Source organism: Microbulbifer sp. CAU 1566, assembly GCF_023156515.1.
Taxonomy (GTDB): Bacteria; Pseudomonadota; Gammaproteobacteria; order Pseudomonadales; family Cellvibrionaceae; genus Microbulbifer.
On record NZ_JALNMG010000001.1, the window covers coordinates 256656 to 274712 of the forward strand.

Consider the following 18057-nt stretch of genomic DNA (forward strand, 5'->3'; position numbering starts at 1 on the left):
AAGGCACACCGGGCTATATGACGGATTAGCCACAGCCGTTATTCCGGGCGCCCCTGACCACCGGCGCGGTGAATATGGTTCTGGATGGCCGTCAGCATTCCCCGCAGAATGCCCAGTTCCATATCATCCGGACGCACCCGACTGAACAGACGACGCAGTCGAGTCAGGGTCTGACGGGGGTTGTCCGGGTCGATAAAGCCCAGCTCCGCCAGTGCCAGTTCCAGGTGCTCGTAGTAAAGCTCCATGTCCGCGGCTTTCGCCGGCGGCCTGTCCCAGTCGGCAAAATTCAGCTCACCGCCCTTCTCGGATTCCAACGCCGCCATACGCGCTTCGTAAGCCAGTACCTGGACTGCGGTGGCCAGGTTCAGGGAGCTGTACTCGGGGTTGGCCGGAATATGCACATGGAAGTTGCACGCCTGCAGCTCCTCATTGGTCAGCCCGCGGTCTTCGCGTCCGAATACCAGTGCCACCGGGTGAGTCTTGGCTTCTGCCACCGCGCGGCGACCACACTCCCGCGGCGTGAGCAGCGGCCAGGGAATGCGGCGCTCGCGGGCGCTGGTGGCGACTACCAGGCCGCAGTCTGCCACCGCCTCTTCCAGGGTCTCCACAACCACCGCGCTGTCCAGCAACTCGGCCGCACCGGCGGCGCGCCAGACGGCATTGGCAGCGGGGAATTCCCGCGGCTGCACCAGGTAGAGCTGGCTCATCCCCATATTCTTGAGGGCGCGGGCGGCGCCGCCAATGTTGCCCGGGTGAGCGCTGTTCACCAGCACCACGCGAATATTGTCCAGTGCGGCAAGTGCCGACTGGGAGGCCATCTGGGCTGCGGATTCGGAAGGAGACGTCGCCATGGGAATTTCCGGATATAGATAGAGGTAGCTTGGGAAGTGCGCCAGTGGATTGGCAACGCCCTGCGCGCCTACCCTACACTTAGCTGTTATAAAACGGGCGCGGAGTGTAGCAAAATTGCACAGGAATCCCTACAATCGCGCCCGCCCGGCCTGCCCGGACCTGCTTTTTAAACACATTTGAACGCGGAATCGTTATGGAACCCATGCTGAATATTGCCCTGCGCGCTGCGCGCAAGGCCGGTGAACTGATCGAGCGCGCCTGGGAGCGCGGCGACCTGATGAAGTTCGAAGAGAAAGGCCGCAACGATTTCGTGACCGAGGTGGACAAGGCGAGCGAGCAGGAGATCATCTACCACCTGCGCAAAGCCTTCCCCAAACACAGCATCCGCGCCGAAGAAAGCGGCCTGCAGGAAGGCGCCGAGCCGGAATACGAGTGGATCATCGACCCACTGGACGGCACCACCAACTTTATCCACAACTGCCCGCACTTCGCGGTTTCCATCGCCTGCCGCTACCGCGGCCAGATCGAACATGCGGTGGTACTGGACCCCATCAAGCGTGAGGAATTCACCGCCAGCCGTGGCCGCGGTGCAGCACTCAACGGTCGCCGCATTCGCGTCTCCAATCGCCAGGGCCTGAACGGCGCTCTCATCGGCACCGGCATCCCGTTCAACGGTGATTCCCTGGAGAACATCGACGCTTACCTGGGCGCGATGAAAGAAATCGCCGGCCAAACTGCGGGCATCCGCCGCCCTGGCGCGGCTGCACTGGACCTAGCCTATGTGGCCGCGGGCCGCTTCGACGGCTTCTGGGAGATGTACCTGAATACCTGGGACATCGCCGCGGGCTCCCTGCTGGTGAAAGAGGCCGGCGGCCTGATCAGCGATTTCCGCGGTGGCAATGACTACCTGGACTCCGGCAACCTGGTTTGCGCCACCCCGAAAACCTTCAAACCGCTGCTGCAGATCGTCGGTAAGCATCTGGGCAAAATTCGCCAGTAAGCTTCCAACTCCCCGGGAGCAATTCCCGGGGAGCCCCCTCTCTTTGCCCTGCTAGTCCTGCTCCAGCTCAATCACCGGGCGATTTTCTTCAAGATCGCGCTTATCGAGATCTTGCTTATCAAGTTCCTGCTGATCGTAGTCCCGCCTGTCCGATTCCGGTTTACCTGCGGCGGCTTTGGCCAGCACCTCTTCCAGCGGTAACGGGCGACCAATATGGAAACCCTGCACAAGATCCACGCCGATTCTGTTCAATCGCTCCGCCGTTGCCGAATCTTCAACAAATTCAGCAATCGTGCGCGCCTTGAGCCGGTGGGCTACCTGGTTAATGGACTCCACAATCATCAGGTCCACAAAGTTGGACTCCACCTGACGCACAAAGCTGCCGTCGATCTTGATGTAATCAATGGCAAACGCCTTCAGGTAATTAAACGAGCTGAGACCGTTGCCGAAGTCGTCCAGCGCTACCTTGCAACCGAGCTCCCGCAGCGAAACGACGAACTGGCTGGCACTCTCCATCTGGTTGATCATGGCGGTCTCGGTAATTTCAATACCAAAACGCTCAGCCACCAAGGGCGACGTCGCCAGTAGGGACAACAGCTGCCGCTGAAACCCACCATCGCCGAGCGCATCCGCGGACAGGTTCATGGCAAAACTCAAGCCGCTGGCCGCTACAGCAGGTGCCTGGCGCAGGAGGAATTCCTGCAGCACCCAGTGATCCACCTGCAACATCAACCCATAGCGCTCCGCCGCAGGAATGAAGGCGCCCGGCAGAATCAGATTGCCATCCCCATCCACCATGCGCACCAGTAGTTCGTAGTGGCTGATCTGGGTGATATCCCCGGCACTGGCGACCGGTTGCGCAAATAACCGCAGGTGATTCAGGTCCAGCGCCTCGCGAATGCGGGATGCCATGTGAATTTCCCGGTGCTGTTCCGCCGCCGCGCTGCTGTCCGCTTCGTACAACACCACCGCACCACGCCCGGCGTGCTTTGCGGAATAACAGGCGACATCGGCCTGACTCATCAGGTCTACCAGCTGGTTGTTGTCCCGGCGGATTTCCGTCACCCCCACACTGGCCCCCACATCGAAAATACGTCCATTCCAGGGGAAGCGCAGGGCAATGATTTTCCTCACCAGCTGTTCACAGCGCAGGCGCCCCTGCTCTTTGTTGCAGTTGCGCAGCAACAGGCCGAATTCATCGCCACCCAGACGTGCGACGCTGTCAACCTCCCGCAACTGGCCACGCAAAAAGCGTGCGACATTTTTCAACAGCGCATCACCCGCCATATGCCCCGCACTGTCGTTGATAACCTTAAAGCGATCGAGGTCCATATACGCAAGCACATGCACGCTGTCGCTCTCTTGCACGTTATCCACAGCATCCATCAGGTCCCGTTTAAAGGCTTCTCGGTTTGGCAGGTGGGTGAGGTCATCGTGATTGGCTTTGTAGCGCAGCTGACGAATCAGCTGGCGGGTTTCGGTCACATCCTGAAAGGCGAGTACGGCCCCCAGCAGTTGGCCACTACTGGTGCGTAGCGGCGAGGCCGAACATTTGACATCGTAGCTGGCGCCACTGCGGTTGTGTAGTACGGTACCGTCTGCGGAAAACACCGGTAAGTTGTGGGCCAGACACTCCTCGACCGGGCCGGTCACCGGCGCGCCTTGCCGACCACTGGAAATCTGGAACACCAGCCCGACTTCGCGCCCTTTCACCTCTTCCAACCGCCAACCGGTAAGCTGTTCTGCCACCGGGTTCATAAAGGTAATGCGGCGCAATCTGTCGGTGGCAATCACCGCGTCGGCAATGGCGGTCAGGGTAACCTGCAGATGCTCTTTTTCTTCCGCCAGCGAGCGCGCCATATTTTTATTGTCGGTAATATCCCGCAACACACCGATCAGTCGCAGGGGCTGTCCGTCGTCACTGGACTCCATGACCCTGGCCACCTCATGGATCCAGCGCAAGGCTCCGGAGTCCGTACGCACCCGATACTGACAGTCAATATCCCGCACGGCGCCGGCAAAGTGCGACAACTGCGCCTGCAGCAAACGCTCACGATCTTCCCGATCCACGCGCGCCAACCAGTCCTGCCGGCTGGCCAGTCGGGAGGAATCAATACCGATACCACTGCTGAGCCACTCGGAGTAGAAGGTTTTTCCGGAGATCAGATCCCAGTCGTACACCACCTGACCGGTTACAGTGAGTGAAAATTTCCAGCGCTCTTCTGCGCGGGCAAGTTGTGCTTCACTGCGTTTTCGCCAGTCAATATCTTCCACCTGCACCACGGCGTAAAGCGGCTCATTGTGCGCCCCCCGGGCGAGGCTGCAGGACCAGTGTCCCCACACCAACTCGCCGTTTTTACGTACGAAACGCCACTCCGCATCCTGCACAAAGCCCACTTCAAAATCGATCAGTGGCTGCCGGCCACCTCCGGCTTTTCCGTCACTGGCCCCGGGTGCATCACTGAGCACCACTTCGCGGATACTGAGCCCCTTGAGCACCACCTCGGTGTAGCCGATAAAGCGGCAGAAGCTGGCATTTGCCTGAATAATCCGATTGTCCAGCGACACCAGCAGCATGCCGATCCGGGAGGACTCCATAGCCGCGCGGAAACTACTCTCCACTTCCATAATGCGCTGACTGCGTTTGCGCTCGATACTGGAAGCAACCGCCATCACATACGCAGGCACTATCCCCGCATACAACGGTAGGAAATCCAGCGGAGTCTGGATAACCGGCAGGGTATCCGGCAGCCAGGCGACGCCTTTGGTAAGGATCATCACTAAACTGACTGTGGCCGAGAAAATCACCAGCAACGCCTGTGGCAATTCCAGTCGCGATGCAGCCCAGATAAGTGGCAGGGTAATAAAGACAAACGGATAAGGAAAAATCGCCAGCACCGCCACTACACAGACCAGTGACGTCAACCACACCAGCACCAAGTGCACAATGGAGCGGAACGAAAAAATCCTGACGGCCGCTTCGGAATTGATCAGGTAAATCAGCGGGAGAAATATGCAGATACCAATGGCATCAGCCAGATACCAGAACAAAAAGACATCGGTGAAAGGCGCCCCGCGAAACAGCGCGGCAACCATTGCGCCGACTCCAGCGCCGGCCAGCGTCGACAGCAAGGCACCAAAAAAGATAAACCGGAGCCAGCGCCACATACTGCCGAAGAAATCGCCATCGGCACAGAATGTGCGCAGCAGGCAGGCTGCCGTCAATGCCTCTGCGGCGCCAGCCAGAGAGTACATGGCGGCAATGCCCCATTCAAAACCGACACTTATTGCCGCAACAAAATTGCCCGCGAATGCCGCGGTCAACAATAGCGGCCAATGGCGTACGGAGTAGCGATAGAGAAAGGCGATGGCCAGAGCATCGGCCAACCAGACGGCGGCGATGCCTCCTGACAGAGAAAGAAAGTTTTTACAGAAAAACGCCAGACAGAAACTGCCAACAGCCAGGAATAGCGCCATCGGCAAAATACGCTCCCGCTGCCCAGGCTGAACAACCCCAGCCCCCATTTTTATTCTATTTCCACCCCGGGTATACGCGGACATTAAGCATGACTTCCTTTTGCTAATCCGTTGTTTTTCTTGGGACTCTAACTGAGAGTCTAATTAGTGACGATTTTCCTTTTTACCCATTTAACTTGCGCGACCTTTCACGACCTTGCAAAAAAGAACCGCCCCGTACAGATCAGTCCACCGCCGACATCGTAGATGACAGGCTATAGCGCAAGCCCTCGGCCAGTGCAGCCAGATCGTAAGAAGCCGGCACACAGACATCCACATGTGCACTGCGCTGCTCGACGATACCCACCAGCGGAATATCAGCCGTCACCGGGTCGCTGCGCACGATGTTTGAAAAGTCTTTCAGTGATACACCGGGCAGCTCACCATCGACCAGAATCACCTCGGGCCTCGCGGTGCGCGCGGCGTAAATACCCTTCATGGCATCGGTGGCTATTTGCAGCTCTACCTGTGGTACCGAAGCCAGCACGGCTTTCAGCCGGTTTCCGTTGGCAGCCCGACCGGTAACGAAGAGCACCCGGCACCTTGGCAGCATACGCGCATAATCCGGCCGCGCCGCCATCTGTAATACGGCCTCCGGTGCATCGTTCATCAGGAACTCGATCCAGAAAACGGAGCCCTGGCCCTCTTCACTGTCGAACCCGATGCGTCCACCCATGGCTTCGGTCAGCTGCTTGGCAATCGCCAGCCCCACCCCGGTGCCTTCAATTTTGCCCTGCTCAGCCCCCAGGCGATTAAACGGCTCAAACACCTGCGGCTGCTTGTTGACCGCAATGCCGTAACCGGTGTCCAACACACTGAGTCGCAGCCACCCCTCAGCTTGGGGGGCAAAGGTAATCACCACTCGTCCACTTTCGCGGTTGTACTTGATCGCGTTGCCCACCAGATTCAGCACCACCTGCTTGAAGCGCACCGGATCCGCCAGGATATAGGCCCGCTCCCAGCCTAGAGGCTCAAAGGTGAGATTGACCTTGCGGGTGTCCGCCAGGGGTTCCAGCAAGCGCCGACAGTCAGCCACCAGGTTGGCGGGCTGGACAGGCTCAATCGAAGGCGCGAGCCGGTTGCTGTCGATACGCGCCAGGTCCAGCACATCCCCCACCAGGTGCAGCATATGCTGCCCCGCCTTGCGAATTTCCCCCATGCGCAGGCGCTGATCCGGATTCAGGCTCTGGTCCAGTTCTACCATCTGGCTGTAGCCCAGGATGGCATTCAGGGGCGTGCGCAATTCATGGCTGAGGCTGGACAATAAATCCGAGCGGTCGCGACTTTCCCCCCGCAGACGCTGCAATTCTTCTTCCAACCGCAACTGCTTGGTTTTGCTGGCAGTAATGTCCTGAAGAATACCCAATACCCGGATTGGGCGACCGGTACTGCTCCGCTGCACATTCCCCCGACAGCGCGCCCAGACAATACTGCCCTCGCGGTGCTTGAGGCGGAACTCGACATCCAGCGGCAACTGCTCCCGGACATTGTCCTCCATGGCCTGCTTAACGTCGGCATAGTCTTCCTCGACCATATGAGTCTTCCAACGCACCAGGGAGGCGCGCGCATCCGCTTCACTCTGGCCGCGGCCGTATCCCAGCATGCGCCAGCAGGCGCTATCCAGTACCACTTCATCAACCCGCAGGTCCCACTCCCAAAGGCCATCACCCAGGGTATCCAGTGCGTAGTGGAAGCGTTCGCCAGAAAAGTAAGACAGCGATTTGGGGGACAGGGATTCGCTGTAGTCGGTACAGCCGCCCAGGAAGAATCGCTCGCCGTCGGGCGCGGTGTAAGCGCGGGCCCAGAGCCGCAACCAGAGGGGCTGCCCACCGCTGCCGTAGGCCCGAATACTGGTATCGACAAAGGTACCCTGCTGGCACAGTCGATTGCGTAACGACAGCAGACCAGTGCGGTCGTCGGAGTGCACCAGTTCCAGGTCGCCGGTCCAGATATGAGACAGGGCGACTTCAGGGTCCCGGTGCAGCAGCGACCAGATATTGCCGGTGGCTCGCTGCGCCCCGCTTTCTGGATGCCACTCCCAGACACCGCGGTTGGCACTCAACAGCAGGCTGTGCAGATACTGCACCTGCTTTAATGCCTGCGCTGGCTGCAAACCTTCCAGCTCGCCGGGGGTGGCGAGATTCAGGCTGACCTCGGAGGGTTTTGGGGGAGCAGAGTTCGACACCGTCTTGCCGCCTAAGCCACTTGTGTTGCCGTGATAATCTTCGGCTAGTGAATCACTTATCGGCAGATAAAAAAAGGCCCCGCAATGCGGGGCCCAAAATAGCGATGATGAGAGAAAACGGGAAGTCACGCATTATTAACGTTTGCCATAACCCGTGATGGATTCCCGGAGCGCAGGCCAAGTGGCCTACACAATAGATATAGCAATTGGTGTGCCAACTTTTTAAAACGGGCAATAAACACACGAAATTCAGCATTTCGAATAAATTTTATACACCAACATTCCCGACTAAGCCGAGATCTATTACTAAAGTCACGCGGGTTACCGATAAATGACAGCGCTTGACCCACAAATGAACGCAAATTTCCACTTTCGCACCAAAACAGCGCACTCAACCATTCAAACATAGATAAACTGACTAAACATTCTCAAATTCCCCTCTCTGTCCTCGATGAAAGATGTTCGCCGAGGGCATCTGGGGTAGCATCTACCCTTAAGGATCCGTCGGTTTTGGCTCGCCGCGGCCTCATCTGGGCCGACACCAAAATTGACGGGCAACCCTTTATTAGTCAGAGCACTATAAAAGGGTACGCATCAGAAGATTCAAACAAGGTTGTAAAGTATGAAAGCAGTTCCCGAAGCCCCCCGTATCTGGCTGACGACGATTCTGTTCGCCAGCACGGGTCTGGCGGCCCTGACGCTGGTGCCGCTGTACGGCGTGATGGTTGGCTACCACTGGTACCAGTGGCTCGCATTCGCGGTGCTGGGTGCCTTCTGTGGCTTCTCCATTACCGCCGGCTACCACCGCCTGTGGTCCCACCGCACTTACGAAGCCCACTGGTCGCTGCGACTGTTCTACGCCCTGTTTGGTGCCGCCGCCCTGCAAAACAGTGCACTGATCTGGTGTTCCGGTCACCGCCGTCACCATCGTCACTGCGACGACAACGACCAGGATCCATACTCCGCCAAGCGCGGCTTCTGGTTTTCCCACATTGGCTGGATGTTGCGGGAATACCCCAGCGGCGAAGTGGACTTTGACAACGCCAAAGACCTGCAGCGGGATAAAATCGTGATGTGGCAGCACAACCACTATGTGCCCATCACCGTCGCAATGAACATCGGTGTACCGCTGGTCCTGGGCCTGCTCACCGGCGATGTCATCGGCATGCTGCTGCTGGCTGGCGTACTGCGCATTGTGGTGAACCACCACACCACCTTTTTTATCAACTCCCTTGCACACATCTGGGGCCGCCGCCCGTATACCGATGAAAACACTGCCCGCGACAATGACCTGCTGGCGTTTTTCACCTTCGGTGAGGGCTACCACAACTACCATCACATTTTTCAGACCGACTACCGCAACGGTATCCGCTGGTACCAGTGGGATCCCACCAAGTGGCTGATCAAAACCGCCAGCTGGCTGGGACTGGCCCAGAACCTGAAAACGGTACCGGCCATGCGTATTCAGCGCGCCATGCTGACCATGCAATTCAAGCGCGCGGAACAGCGCCTGGAAAACTCCAAGCACAAGGAGAGCTGGAAAGAATTACTGGAGCGCGAGGCCCAGGATTTTTCCTCCGCCCTGGCGGAATGGAAAGAGCTGCAGCAGCAGCGCTATGAGAGCGCCCGCGAACGCCTGTTGAGCAAGTGGGAAAACGTCGCCATTCGCACCCGGGTAAAAGAGCTGGAATACAGCCTCAAAATGCAACGCAAGCGCCTGCAGATCATGATGGAACAGTTCCATCTGGCGCCCGCTGCAGCCTGAAAAATGCAGTAAACCGGTAGCAAAGGCGGCCCACTGAGGCCGCCTTTTTTGTTTCTGCGCGGTGGGGGCAATATGTCAAAAGAAGCCTTGAACGCCGCCAAATATGCACTATAACCATAAGAGAAACATCGCACTTGCCACACCCACCAGAGCACGGCAAAAACTATAATTAAATCAATCACACAGAAGGCGTAGAGATGAAGACGTTCAAACAGGCCCACGAAGTTCTCAAGAACGCCCAGAAGTTTCATCTGGATATGGCGGGGGTGTACCAGCAACTCCTGGAGAATGCCCACGATAACCGCACCCAGTTGCTGCTCAAGCACCTGCACGAGCACGAGCTGCGCATGGCCAACAACCTCAAGAATTACGGCGCTGTGGCCGAGCAGAAGGTGATGCAGACATGGCTGCAGTACACCCACGAGGAAACGGCGGGTGACCTGATCAAAAACCTCTACCTGAGCGACAAACCCTCCATTGAGGAAATCAACCAACTGGGACGCGAAGTCGACAAGTACTTTTCCGAGCTGTATCACTCGGTCTACGGCTCTATCGAATCCTCAGAAGTGAAAGAGGTGTTCGAAAACCTGAAGCATATTCAGGACAAAGAGCGCATCACCCTTTCGATGGCGACCAATTCCCTCTGGGACATGTGACGTTCACTACCACTACACACCGGGAACTATGTGGCGCACTATTCCCGCCTCACGGCGCCTTGTAACCGTTCGGTCCCCCACAACCACTCCAGCCACCCCGTCTCAGCCCATTCCACCTTTGAGACGCCATGTGACCCAGCTCCCAAACAAAACCCAACACCGGAGAATTTGGCGCTAAAAGCCGCGATTGTTACCGCTTTGTGAAAAGTGGCTGTTGCTTCAGCGTAACACGATTGCTATTTTTGACAGCGATGTCATTTCGTGGCGCCGAGGTACTAGCGTCGTATTTATATAAAAATAATCTGCCGCAAGGTGAACATTATATGATCAGCAACAAGCTCCGGCTCGGTCTGGTGACCGCTGCCATGCTCTCAGCAGGACACAGCTACGCCGCTGTCGACTGCACTTCCCTCCCGGTCTGGGAAGCGGGCCCCTCCTACTCTACCGGTGCCCAGGTCCAGTACAACAACAACGCCTACGAGGCGAAGTGGTGGTCCCAGAATTTCAACCCCGAACAGTATTCCGGCCAGTACCAGGAATGGAAACTGCTGGGGGCCTGTGGCGACGAAAACCCGCCGCTGATACCGCCGCAGGGCTCGATCACCGCGCCGACTGCCGGATCTACTTTCAGTGAAAATGACAGCGTTGTCTTTTCGGCTTCCGCCTCGGACGAAGATGGCGAGGTCACATCCGTCGCCTTCTTCCTAGACGGCGCGCTGGTCGCCACCGATACCGCGGCCCCCTGGCAAGCCACCTGGACCGCTGCCGCCGGTGAACACAGCCTCACCGCGCAGATCACCGATAACGACAACCTGAGCACCACTACCGCCCCGGTAACCTTCACCGTTGAAGAAGACATCGTCATCGGCCCGTTCGCTCCCGAAGTGAGCATCACCGCACCGGCAAACGGCTCCAGCCACACCACCGGTGACAGCCTGACCATCACCGCCAGCGCCTCCGACAGCGATGGCACCGTCAGCCAGGTCGCCTTCTATGTAGACGGCAGCCTGATAGCTACCGACACCAGCGCGCCCTACAGCACAGAGTGGACCGCTGCTACCGTCGGCAACCACACCATTTCTGCAGTTGCGACCGATAACGACGACCTCGAAGGCTCTGCCGAAGCGATCATTTCCGTAGAGGACGAGCAGGTCGTCACCGGCGACTACCCCTGCCGCCCGGATGGGCTTTACACCACCCCAGGCACCGCCCCCAACTACTGTGACATCTACGACGCAGAAGGTCGCGAAGACATGGGCGCAGACCACCCGCGCCGTATCATCGGTTACTTCACCAGCTGGCGTAATGGCGCCAACGGTCAGCCCAGCTACCTGGTGAAAGACATTCCGTGGGGCAAGATCACCCACATCAACTACGCCTTCGCCCATGTAGGCAGCGATTACTCCGTATCCGTCGGTAACACCAGCGATCCCGGCAACCCCGCCACCGGTATGGAATGGCCCGGCATCGCCGGTGCGGAAACCGACCCGGACTACCCCTACAAGGGCCACTTCAACCAGCTGTCCAAATTCAAGGAACAGCACCCGGAAGTGAAAACCCTGATCTCCGTGGGCGGCTGGGCCGAGACCGGTGGCCATTTCAATGAGAACGGCGACCGCGTGGCCGACGGTGGCTTCTACACCATGACCACCAATGCCGACGGCAGCATCAACCACCAGGGCATCGAAGCCTTCGCCAACTCCTCGGTGGACTTTATCCGCGAGTACGGCTTCGACGGTGTGGATATCGACTACGAATACCCCACCACCATGAACGATGCGGGTAACCCGCTGGACTTCGGTATCTCCAACCCCCTGCGCGGTTCGCTGATGGCGTCCTACGTCGAACTGATGCGCGTACTGCGCGAGAAGCTGGACGAAGCGGGCCAGCAGGACGGCACCCACTACATGCTGACCATCGCCTCGCCCTCTTCCGGTTACCTGCTGCGCGGCATGGAAACCATGCAGATCACCCAGTACCTGGATTACGTCAACATCATGACCTACGACCTGCACGGGGCGTGGAATGAATACGTTGGCCACAATTCCGCGCTGTTCGACAACGGCAACGACCCGGAACTGGCCGCAGCCAGCGTGTACAGCACTTCCCAGTACGGTGGCATCGGCTACCTGAATATCGACTGGGCAGTGAAGTACTTCCGCGGCTCCATGCCCGCAGGCCGTATCAACGTGGGTATCCCCTACTACACCCGCGGCTGGCAGGGAGTGTCTGGCGGTACCAGTGGTCTCGGCGGTTCTGCAGCGCTGCCCGCGCAATCCGAATGCCCGGAAGGTACTGGCGGTGCGTCTGACTGTGGTCACGGTGCCGTCGGCATCGACAACATGTGGCACGACCTGGACGAAGGCGGCAACGAAATGGGCGCCGGCTCCAACCCCATGTGGCACGCCAAGAACCTGGAAAATGGCATCCTCGGCAGCTACGTCACCGACTACGGCCTGGACCCGGCCAACGACCCGGATGACGCGCTGACAGGCACCTATGTACGCAACTACGACAGCGTGTCCGAAGCGCCGTGGCTGTGGAACTCACAGAAGAACGTATTCATCTCCACCGAAGATGAAGAGTCCATGGACGCCAAGGTGCAGTACGTCATCGACCAGGGCGTGGGCGGTATCATGTTCTGGGAACTGGCCGGTGACTATGACTTCGACGCAGCGAAAGGCGAGTACTACATGGGTGACACCCTCACCACCCTCGCCTACGACAAGTTCGCCAATGCCAGTGACTACCGCCACCTGCGCACCGATCGCGTAGTACCGGACGAAGCACTGGATATCGGTATCGAGATCACCGGGTTCAAACTGGGTGACCAGAACTACCCGCTGAATCCGAAGCTGTACATCACCAACAACACCGGTGGTGTTCTGCCCGGCGGTACCGTGTTCGAGTTCGACATGCCCACTTCCACCTCCAACATCATCACCGACCAGAGCGGTGCCGGTCTGGAAGTGATTGAGGACGGCGCCAACGCCGGCGGCGGTAACGCGGGCGGTCTGGAAAATGAATTCCACCGCGTGCGCTTCAGTCTCCCGGGCTGGCAGGACCTGGCGGATGGTGAATCTTGGGATATGACCCTGAACTACTACCTCCCGGTTTCCGGCCCGCAGGCCTATACCGCCACCGTCAACGGCACTACTTACGCGCTGGCATTCGAGTACCCGGATCTGCCGGTAGCGGAACTCAGCAGCGGCGGTGGCAGCTCCTCGGGCGGTAGCTCTTCCGGTGGCGGCGGCACTACCTGCACCGATGCCGGCGTAAGCACCAGTGGTCTGGTGACCTATCCGGAATGGCCGCGCAGTAACCACGCCGCCAGCGGCGATCAGATCATCCACGACGGCAGCGTATTCAAAGCCAACTGGTGGACCCAGTCCGTTCCCGGAACCGCGGATGGCAGCTGGTCCTTTGTCTGCTCACTTTAAGTAATGGAATCAAGGAAATTCATCGGCCGGCGGCGCAGCGTCGGCCAAATCTCACAGGATGGATTGGAGGCACTAAAAAACTACTACGCGTGCGCCTGACGGCATCCGGCGGTGCTCAGAATGCTCATGTACTTATGTACACTCCGCTTCTTCCGCGCCGGCGGCCACCGCCAGCCACCCGCTCGCTACATTTTTTAGAGGCTCCAGAATAAAGATTTCTCTCTGCGTTGTGACTTATAGGAAAACACCTGTACAGGCAATGTTCCTATTTCGCCCCGACTCCGGTTGGGGCTTTTTTCGTTTTCTGGTTTCAGGTTTTTAATTGCGTTGGATTCAATCCACAAGGAAATCTCCATGAACTATTTTTCCCCAACCCATGGCATCTTCGCCGCGGCCTTCGGTGCCGTATTGCTCAGCGCCTGCTCCCAGAAGCCGGCACCGGAGCAAAAAGAAAAGCCCCAGGACCCGGCTGCCGAAGTCACCAGCCCGGCAGCGGATAGCAAGATATTTTTTGATGATTTTTCTTACCAGTCCCTGAGCGAGATGGCAGAAAACCAGTGGAAGGCACGCACCGAAACCGGACACCCGGGTGTAGCCGGTGCACGCTGGTCCGGTGATGGCATCAGCTTCCTGCAGGACAGTGAAGCGCCGGGTAACACTCTGTTGCGAATGACGTCGTCTACCGATGGCAGCGGTGAAAATACCCAGCACACCCAGTTCTGTCACCAGCGCAAATACCTCTCCGGCACCTACGCTGCGCGGGTTTTCTTCCGCGACGAGCCCATCTCCGGCCCCGATGGCGACCAGATCATCGAGACCTTCTATACCATCAGTCCACTGAAAGCCGATATGGATCCGGACTACAGTGAAATGGATTTCGAATACTTGGCCAATGGCGGCTGGGGCGAGCCTGACAACGCACTTTTTGCCACCAGCTGGGAAACCTTCAAGCTGGATCCCTTTGTGCAAGACAATGAATCCTCTACCCGCCCCGGAAGCTTTGCCGGCTGGCATACCCTCGTGCTCCAGGCAGGGGAAGGCAAACTCCGCTATTTTGTCGACGGCGAACAGTTTGCGGAACACAGTGAACGGGTTTTCCCGGAAGAACCGATGTCGATCAACTTCAACCTCTGGTTCACCGCCGAAGGTCTGGTCGACTCTACGGAAAACCGCGTTTATCAACAGGATATCGATTGGGTTTACCACAGTGCGAGCCAGATCCTGAGTACCGAAGAGGTCACCAGTGCAGTCGACGCCCTGCGCGCGGATCAAGTAGCATTTGCCGATACCGTTCCTGACTGGGAACCCAAGCTGGAATCCCCCTGCGGCCTTTAAGCCGCGGTTTACAAGTAGATGCGAGGCGGTTTGAGCCGCCCCGCCATCACTGGCTGAATATTGAAGTAGTTATTATGGTCAACAAAAAACAGCGACTCGCCTCCGTGGACGCCCTGCGCGGATTCGATATGTTCTGGATTATCGGTGGCGAAGCCCTTTTCCTGCCCCTCTTCGCCCTCACCGGCTGGTCGATTTTCCACTTCGGGCACGGGCAGATGCAGCACACCCAATGGCACGGGTTCAGTTTTTACGACCTGATTTTTCCGCTGTTTATCTTCCTGTCCGGAGTTACCCTCGGCCTCGCCAACAAGTCCCTGCGCGGGCTGCCTGCAAGCCAGCGGACACCGGTTTATCGCAAGGCGGTCAAACGGTTATTTCTGCTGATACTGCTGGGAATTCTTTACAACCACGGCTGGGGCACGGGAATCCCCGCAGACCTCGGTGAAATCCGCTACGCCAGCGTGCTTGCCCGTATCGGTTTTGCCTGGTTTTTCGCTGCGATGATCGTATGGCACTTCGGTTTACGTACCCAGTACTTCATTGCTGCTGCGATCTTACTGGGATACTGGCTGTTACAGGTGACCGCGGGCACACTGACTCCGGACGGTTCCGTGAATGCGTGGGTGGATCAACACTTCCTGCCGGGTATCACATACCAGAACCGCGCTTACGATCCAGAAGGTGTACTCTCCACCATTCCCGCTATCGTCAATGCGCTCTTTGGTGTTTTTGCCGGTCACTGGCTAGCAAAGCACGCCGGTAATCACACGGCGATTCTGAAAGGCCTGTTTGTCGGTGCGGCGGTTTGTCTGCTTGCGGGTTTTCTGTGGCACTGGGTTTACCCGGTCAACAAGGAACTGTGGACCAGCTCTTTTGTGCTGATTACCTGTGGCTGCTGCCTGCTGCTACTGGGAGTTTTCTACCTTGTGGTGGATATGTGGCACTGGAAGACCTTCACCTATTTCTTTTCAGTGATCGGCTGCAATGCCATTCTGGTGTATCTCGGCACCAGTCTGGTGAACTGGCAGTATTCGAGTAAGAGTCTATTTGGCGGGATTGCCGCGGCACTGTCCGAGCCTGCCGGAATACTGGTAATCGCCCTCGGAGTGATTTTGCTGCAGTGGTTGGTATTGCGGTTTCTTTACAAGCGCGGGATTTTTATCAGCCCCTGAGACATTGCCACCATACGTCTACCCAAACTTGTGGCGGAAAGTCCGAATGGCATCGAAGCTGGTCCGTTGGCGGCAAAGCACTGGGTACGGGTTTTCAGGACCGCTGTGAACCCATCCCTGGGCGCTGCGGCGCAAACTTCCTGTTTGCGACGCTCCTGAAAACCCGTACCCAGCACTTTGCCTTCAATTCGAACTCTTCACCCTGTTGGAAGCTTGCTTTGTTCGAACAAAGTGAAAATGTCCAAGCGAAGGGAAAGTGCCGGGGATCCGTTTTCGAAAGCGTCGGCGACATGGACGTCGCCGACGCAGCTTACAGGGATGTATTCATAGCGGTTTCGAAAACGGATACCCGGTGCTTTGCCGCCACCGGGATAACTAAGCAGAACCACAGACTCTTAGATGACTACTCAGTAAGGAAATTTCCGTTGAACTGCTTCGACTATGGACTGATTCGCATCCGGAAATTCATAGTCGGTGAGTTCAGAAGCGTTAACCCAGGCCAATGCCTGCCCCTCAACTCCGCGCGCTTCACCGGAAAATTCCGTCACGCACCAGGTATCGAGAAACACCTGCTTTTCGCCGTAGTCATGGCGTACCTCGATGAGTTTCTCCATCGCCAGCACGCCAATATCCAGCTCCTCACGCAACTCTCTCGTCATTGCCTGCTGAATCGACTCGCCATCTTCAACTTTGCCACCGGGAAACTCCCAACGCCCCCCCATATGCAAATGGTCCGGGCGCTTGGCCAGCAGAATACGTCTGTCCGGCCCGAGAATAACCCCAACCGCAACATGAATATGCTTGACCACCGCCCCCCCCATCAGGTGCGGTACTCGGCATTGATGGTCACATACTCGTGAGAAAAATCGCAGGTCCAGATATGCTCGGAACACTCCCCCCGCTGCAAATCGACGGTGATGGTAAACGCCGGCTGCTGAAAGATCTTCTGTCCCGCCTCTTCGGTATAAGCTTCCGCGCGGCCACCGGCGTCCACGATTTGTACATCATCCAGGAACACACTGATCTTGCCGGTATCGAGGTTTTCCATACCCGCATTGCCAATCGCCATGACCAAACGCCCCCAGTTGGGATCTGAAGCGTAGAGTGCGGTTTTCACCAGCGGTGATTCGCCGATCTCAAAAGCCACCCGCAAGGCCTCTTGGGTACTGGCGGCGTTATTGACCTGAACAGTGACAAACTTGGTTGCCCCCTCACCATCTTTCACGATCGCTTGGGCCAGCTCGATATGTACCTCAGTGATGACCGCCTTTAACTCGGCATAGGCATCGCTACTGGTGTCGTCGATGGGTTGCCCACTGGCGCCACTGGCAATCAGTACGCAGGCATCATTGGTGGAGGTATCGCCGTCCACGCTGATGCGGTTGAAGGAAGCTCCCACGGCCTCTTTCACCAGCGCATCCAGCATCGGCTGGGGGATAGCCGCATCGGTTGCCACGTAGGCCAGCATGGTCGCCATATTGGGCTGGATCATGCCCGCCCCTTTGGCGATACCGACGACGGAAATGGTTTCACCATCAATCGCCAAGGTGCGGCTGGCGGTTTTGGGGCGTGTATCGGTGGTCATGATGGCTTTGGAGGCAGCATCCCAGCCATCCGCCTGCAGGCTTTCTACCGCCTTGGGAATACCATTGAGGATTTTCTCTACCGGCAGGTGCTCACCGATAACACCGGTGCTGAAGGGCAGCACCTGTTCCGCCGCGACGCCCAGCGCAGCTGCGACACCGGCGCAACACTGGTTTGCATCCCTGAGACCCCGTTCGCCGGTTGCAGCGTTGGCATTGCCAGCATTGATCAGCAACGCGCGAATATTCCCCTGGCGAATATGCTCTTTGGCCACCAGTACCGGGGCCGCACAGAAGGCGTTCTGGGTGAAGGTCGCAGAGACGCTGGCACCCTCGGCAATTTCGATCAGCAGCAGGTCGTTGCGCTGCCAGTTTTTGATCTGAGCGGGAACGGCGGAGAGACGGACTCCGGGAATCTGGGGAAGGGATTGCGCCATTGTTTTTGGCCTTGTGAGTTGAAAGATCAGGCGGGAATTATATAAACGGGAAGCCATAAACAAAAAGGCCCGCAGGAGTACTGCGGGCCTTTTATCTTATTTCAGCAACGGCCGAA

General features: G+C 57.8%; 11 protein-coding genes. 6 read left to right on the forward strand and 5 right to left on the reverse strand.

Translation table 11 applies throughout. The features are described from left to right. Positions 1-38: 38 nt before the first annotated feature. Positions 39-818, reverse strand: a complete 780-nt coding sequence (gene trmJ, locus M0G74_RS01160) for a tRNA (cytosine(32)/uridine(32)-2'-O)-methyltransferase TrmJ (RefSeq protein ID WP_248215278.1) — start codon at positions 816-818, stop codon at positions 39-41. 227 nt (positions 819-1045) lie between these two features. Here trmJ and M0G74_RS01165 point away from each other — a divergent pair, with 227 nt between their 5' ends. Next, the gene (locus M0G74_RS01165; RefSeq protein WP_160152845.1) at positions 1046-1852 is read left to right on the forward strand and encodes an inositol monophosphatase family protein; all 807 of its coding nucleotides are present in this window, start codon (positions 1046-1048) and stop codon (positions 1850-1852) included. 51 nt (positions 1853-1903) lie between these two features. On the opposite strand, the gene M0G74_RS01170 is transcribed toward M0G74_RS01165, so the two are convergent. Both M0G74_RS01170 and M0G74_RS01175 read right to left on the reverse strand, forming a co-directional pair. Next, the gene (locus tag M0G74_RS01170; RefSeq protein ID WP_248213576.1) at positions 1904-5329 is read right to left on the reverse strand and encodes an EAL domain-containing protein; all 3426 of its coding nucleotides are present in this window, start codon (positions 5327-5329) and stop codon (positions 1904-1906) included. 223 nt (positions 5330-5552) lie between these two features. Continuing rightward, a complete protein-coding gene (locus M0G74_RS01175) occupies positions 5553-7553 on the reverse strand; it encodes an ATP-binding protein (protein ID WP_248213577.1) in 2001 nt (666 codons plus the stop codon). Positions 7554-8175: 622 nt separating this feature from the next. Here M0G74_RS01175 and M0G74_RS01180 point away from each other — a divergent pair. The 5 genes from M0G74_RS01180 (at position 8176) to M0G74_RS01200 (ending at position 15921) form a co-directional block, all read left to right on the forward strand. Next, a complete protein-coding gene (locus tag M0G74_RS01180; protein ID WP_160152842.1) occupies positions 8176-9318 on the forward strand; it encodes a fatty acid desaturase in 1143 nt (380 codons plus the stop codon). A gap of 197 nt (positions 9319-9515) precedes the next feature. After that, complete coding sequence (locus M0G74_RS01185) at positions 9516-9974, forward strand: hypothetical protein (protein ID WP_160152841.1); 459 nt, start codon at positions 9516-9518, stop codon at positions 9972-9974. A 323-nt stretch (positions 9975-10297) separates the two neighbouring features. After that, the gene (locus M0G74_RS01190; protein ID WP_248213579.1) at positions 10298-13414 is read left to right on the forward strand and encodes a glycosyl hydrolase family 18 protein; all 3117 of its coding nucleotides are present in this window, start codon (positions 10298-10300) and stop codon (positions 13412-13414) included. 354 nt (positions 13415-13768) lie between these two features. Beyond that, positions 13769-14749 carry a glycoside hydrolase family 16 protein gene (locus M0G74_RS01195; protein ID WP_248213580.1) on the forward strand — a complete coding sequence of 327 codons (981 nt, stop codon included), beginning with the start codon at positions 13769-13771 and terminating at the stop codon, positions 14747-14749. Positions 14750-14823: 74 nt separating this feature from the next. Beyond that, entirely contained in the window at positions 14824-15921 is a 1098-nt protein-coding gene (locus M0G74_RS01200) for a DUF5009 domain-containing protein (protein WP_248213581.1), read from the forward strand. Positions 15922-16328: 407 nt separating this feature from the next. Here the strand turns inward: M0G74_RS01200 and mutT are convergent, their stop codons facing one another. Beyond that, the gene (gene mutT / locus M0G74_RS01205; protein WP_348983676.1) at positions 16329-16730 is read right to left on the reverse strand and encodes an 8-oxo-dGTP diphosphatase MutT; all 402 of its coding nucleotides are present in this window, start codon (positions 16728-16730) and stop codon (positions 16329-16331) included. A gap of 11 nt (positions 16731-16741) precedes the next feature. Continuing rightward, on the reverse strand, positions 16742-17941 hold the full coding sequence (gene argJ / locus M0G74_RS01210; RefSeq protein WP_248213583.1) for a bifunctional glutamate N-acetyltransferase/amino-acid acetyltransferase ArgJ: 1200 nt from the start codon (positions 17939-17941) through the stop codon (positions 16742-16744). Between the last annotated feature and the right edge of the window lie 116 nt (positions 17942-18057).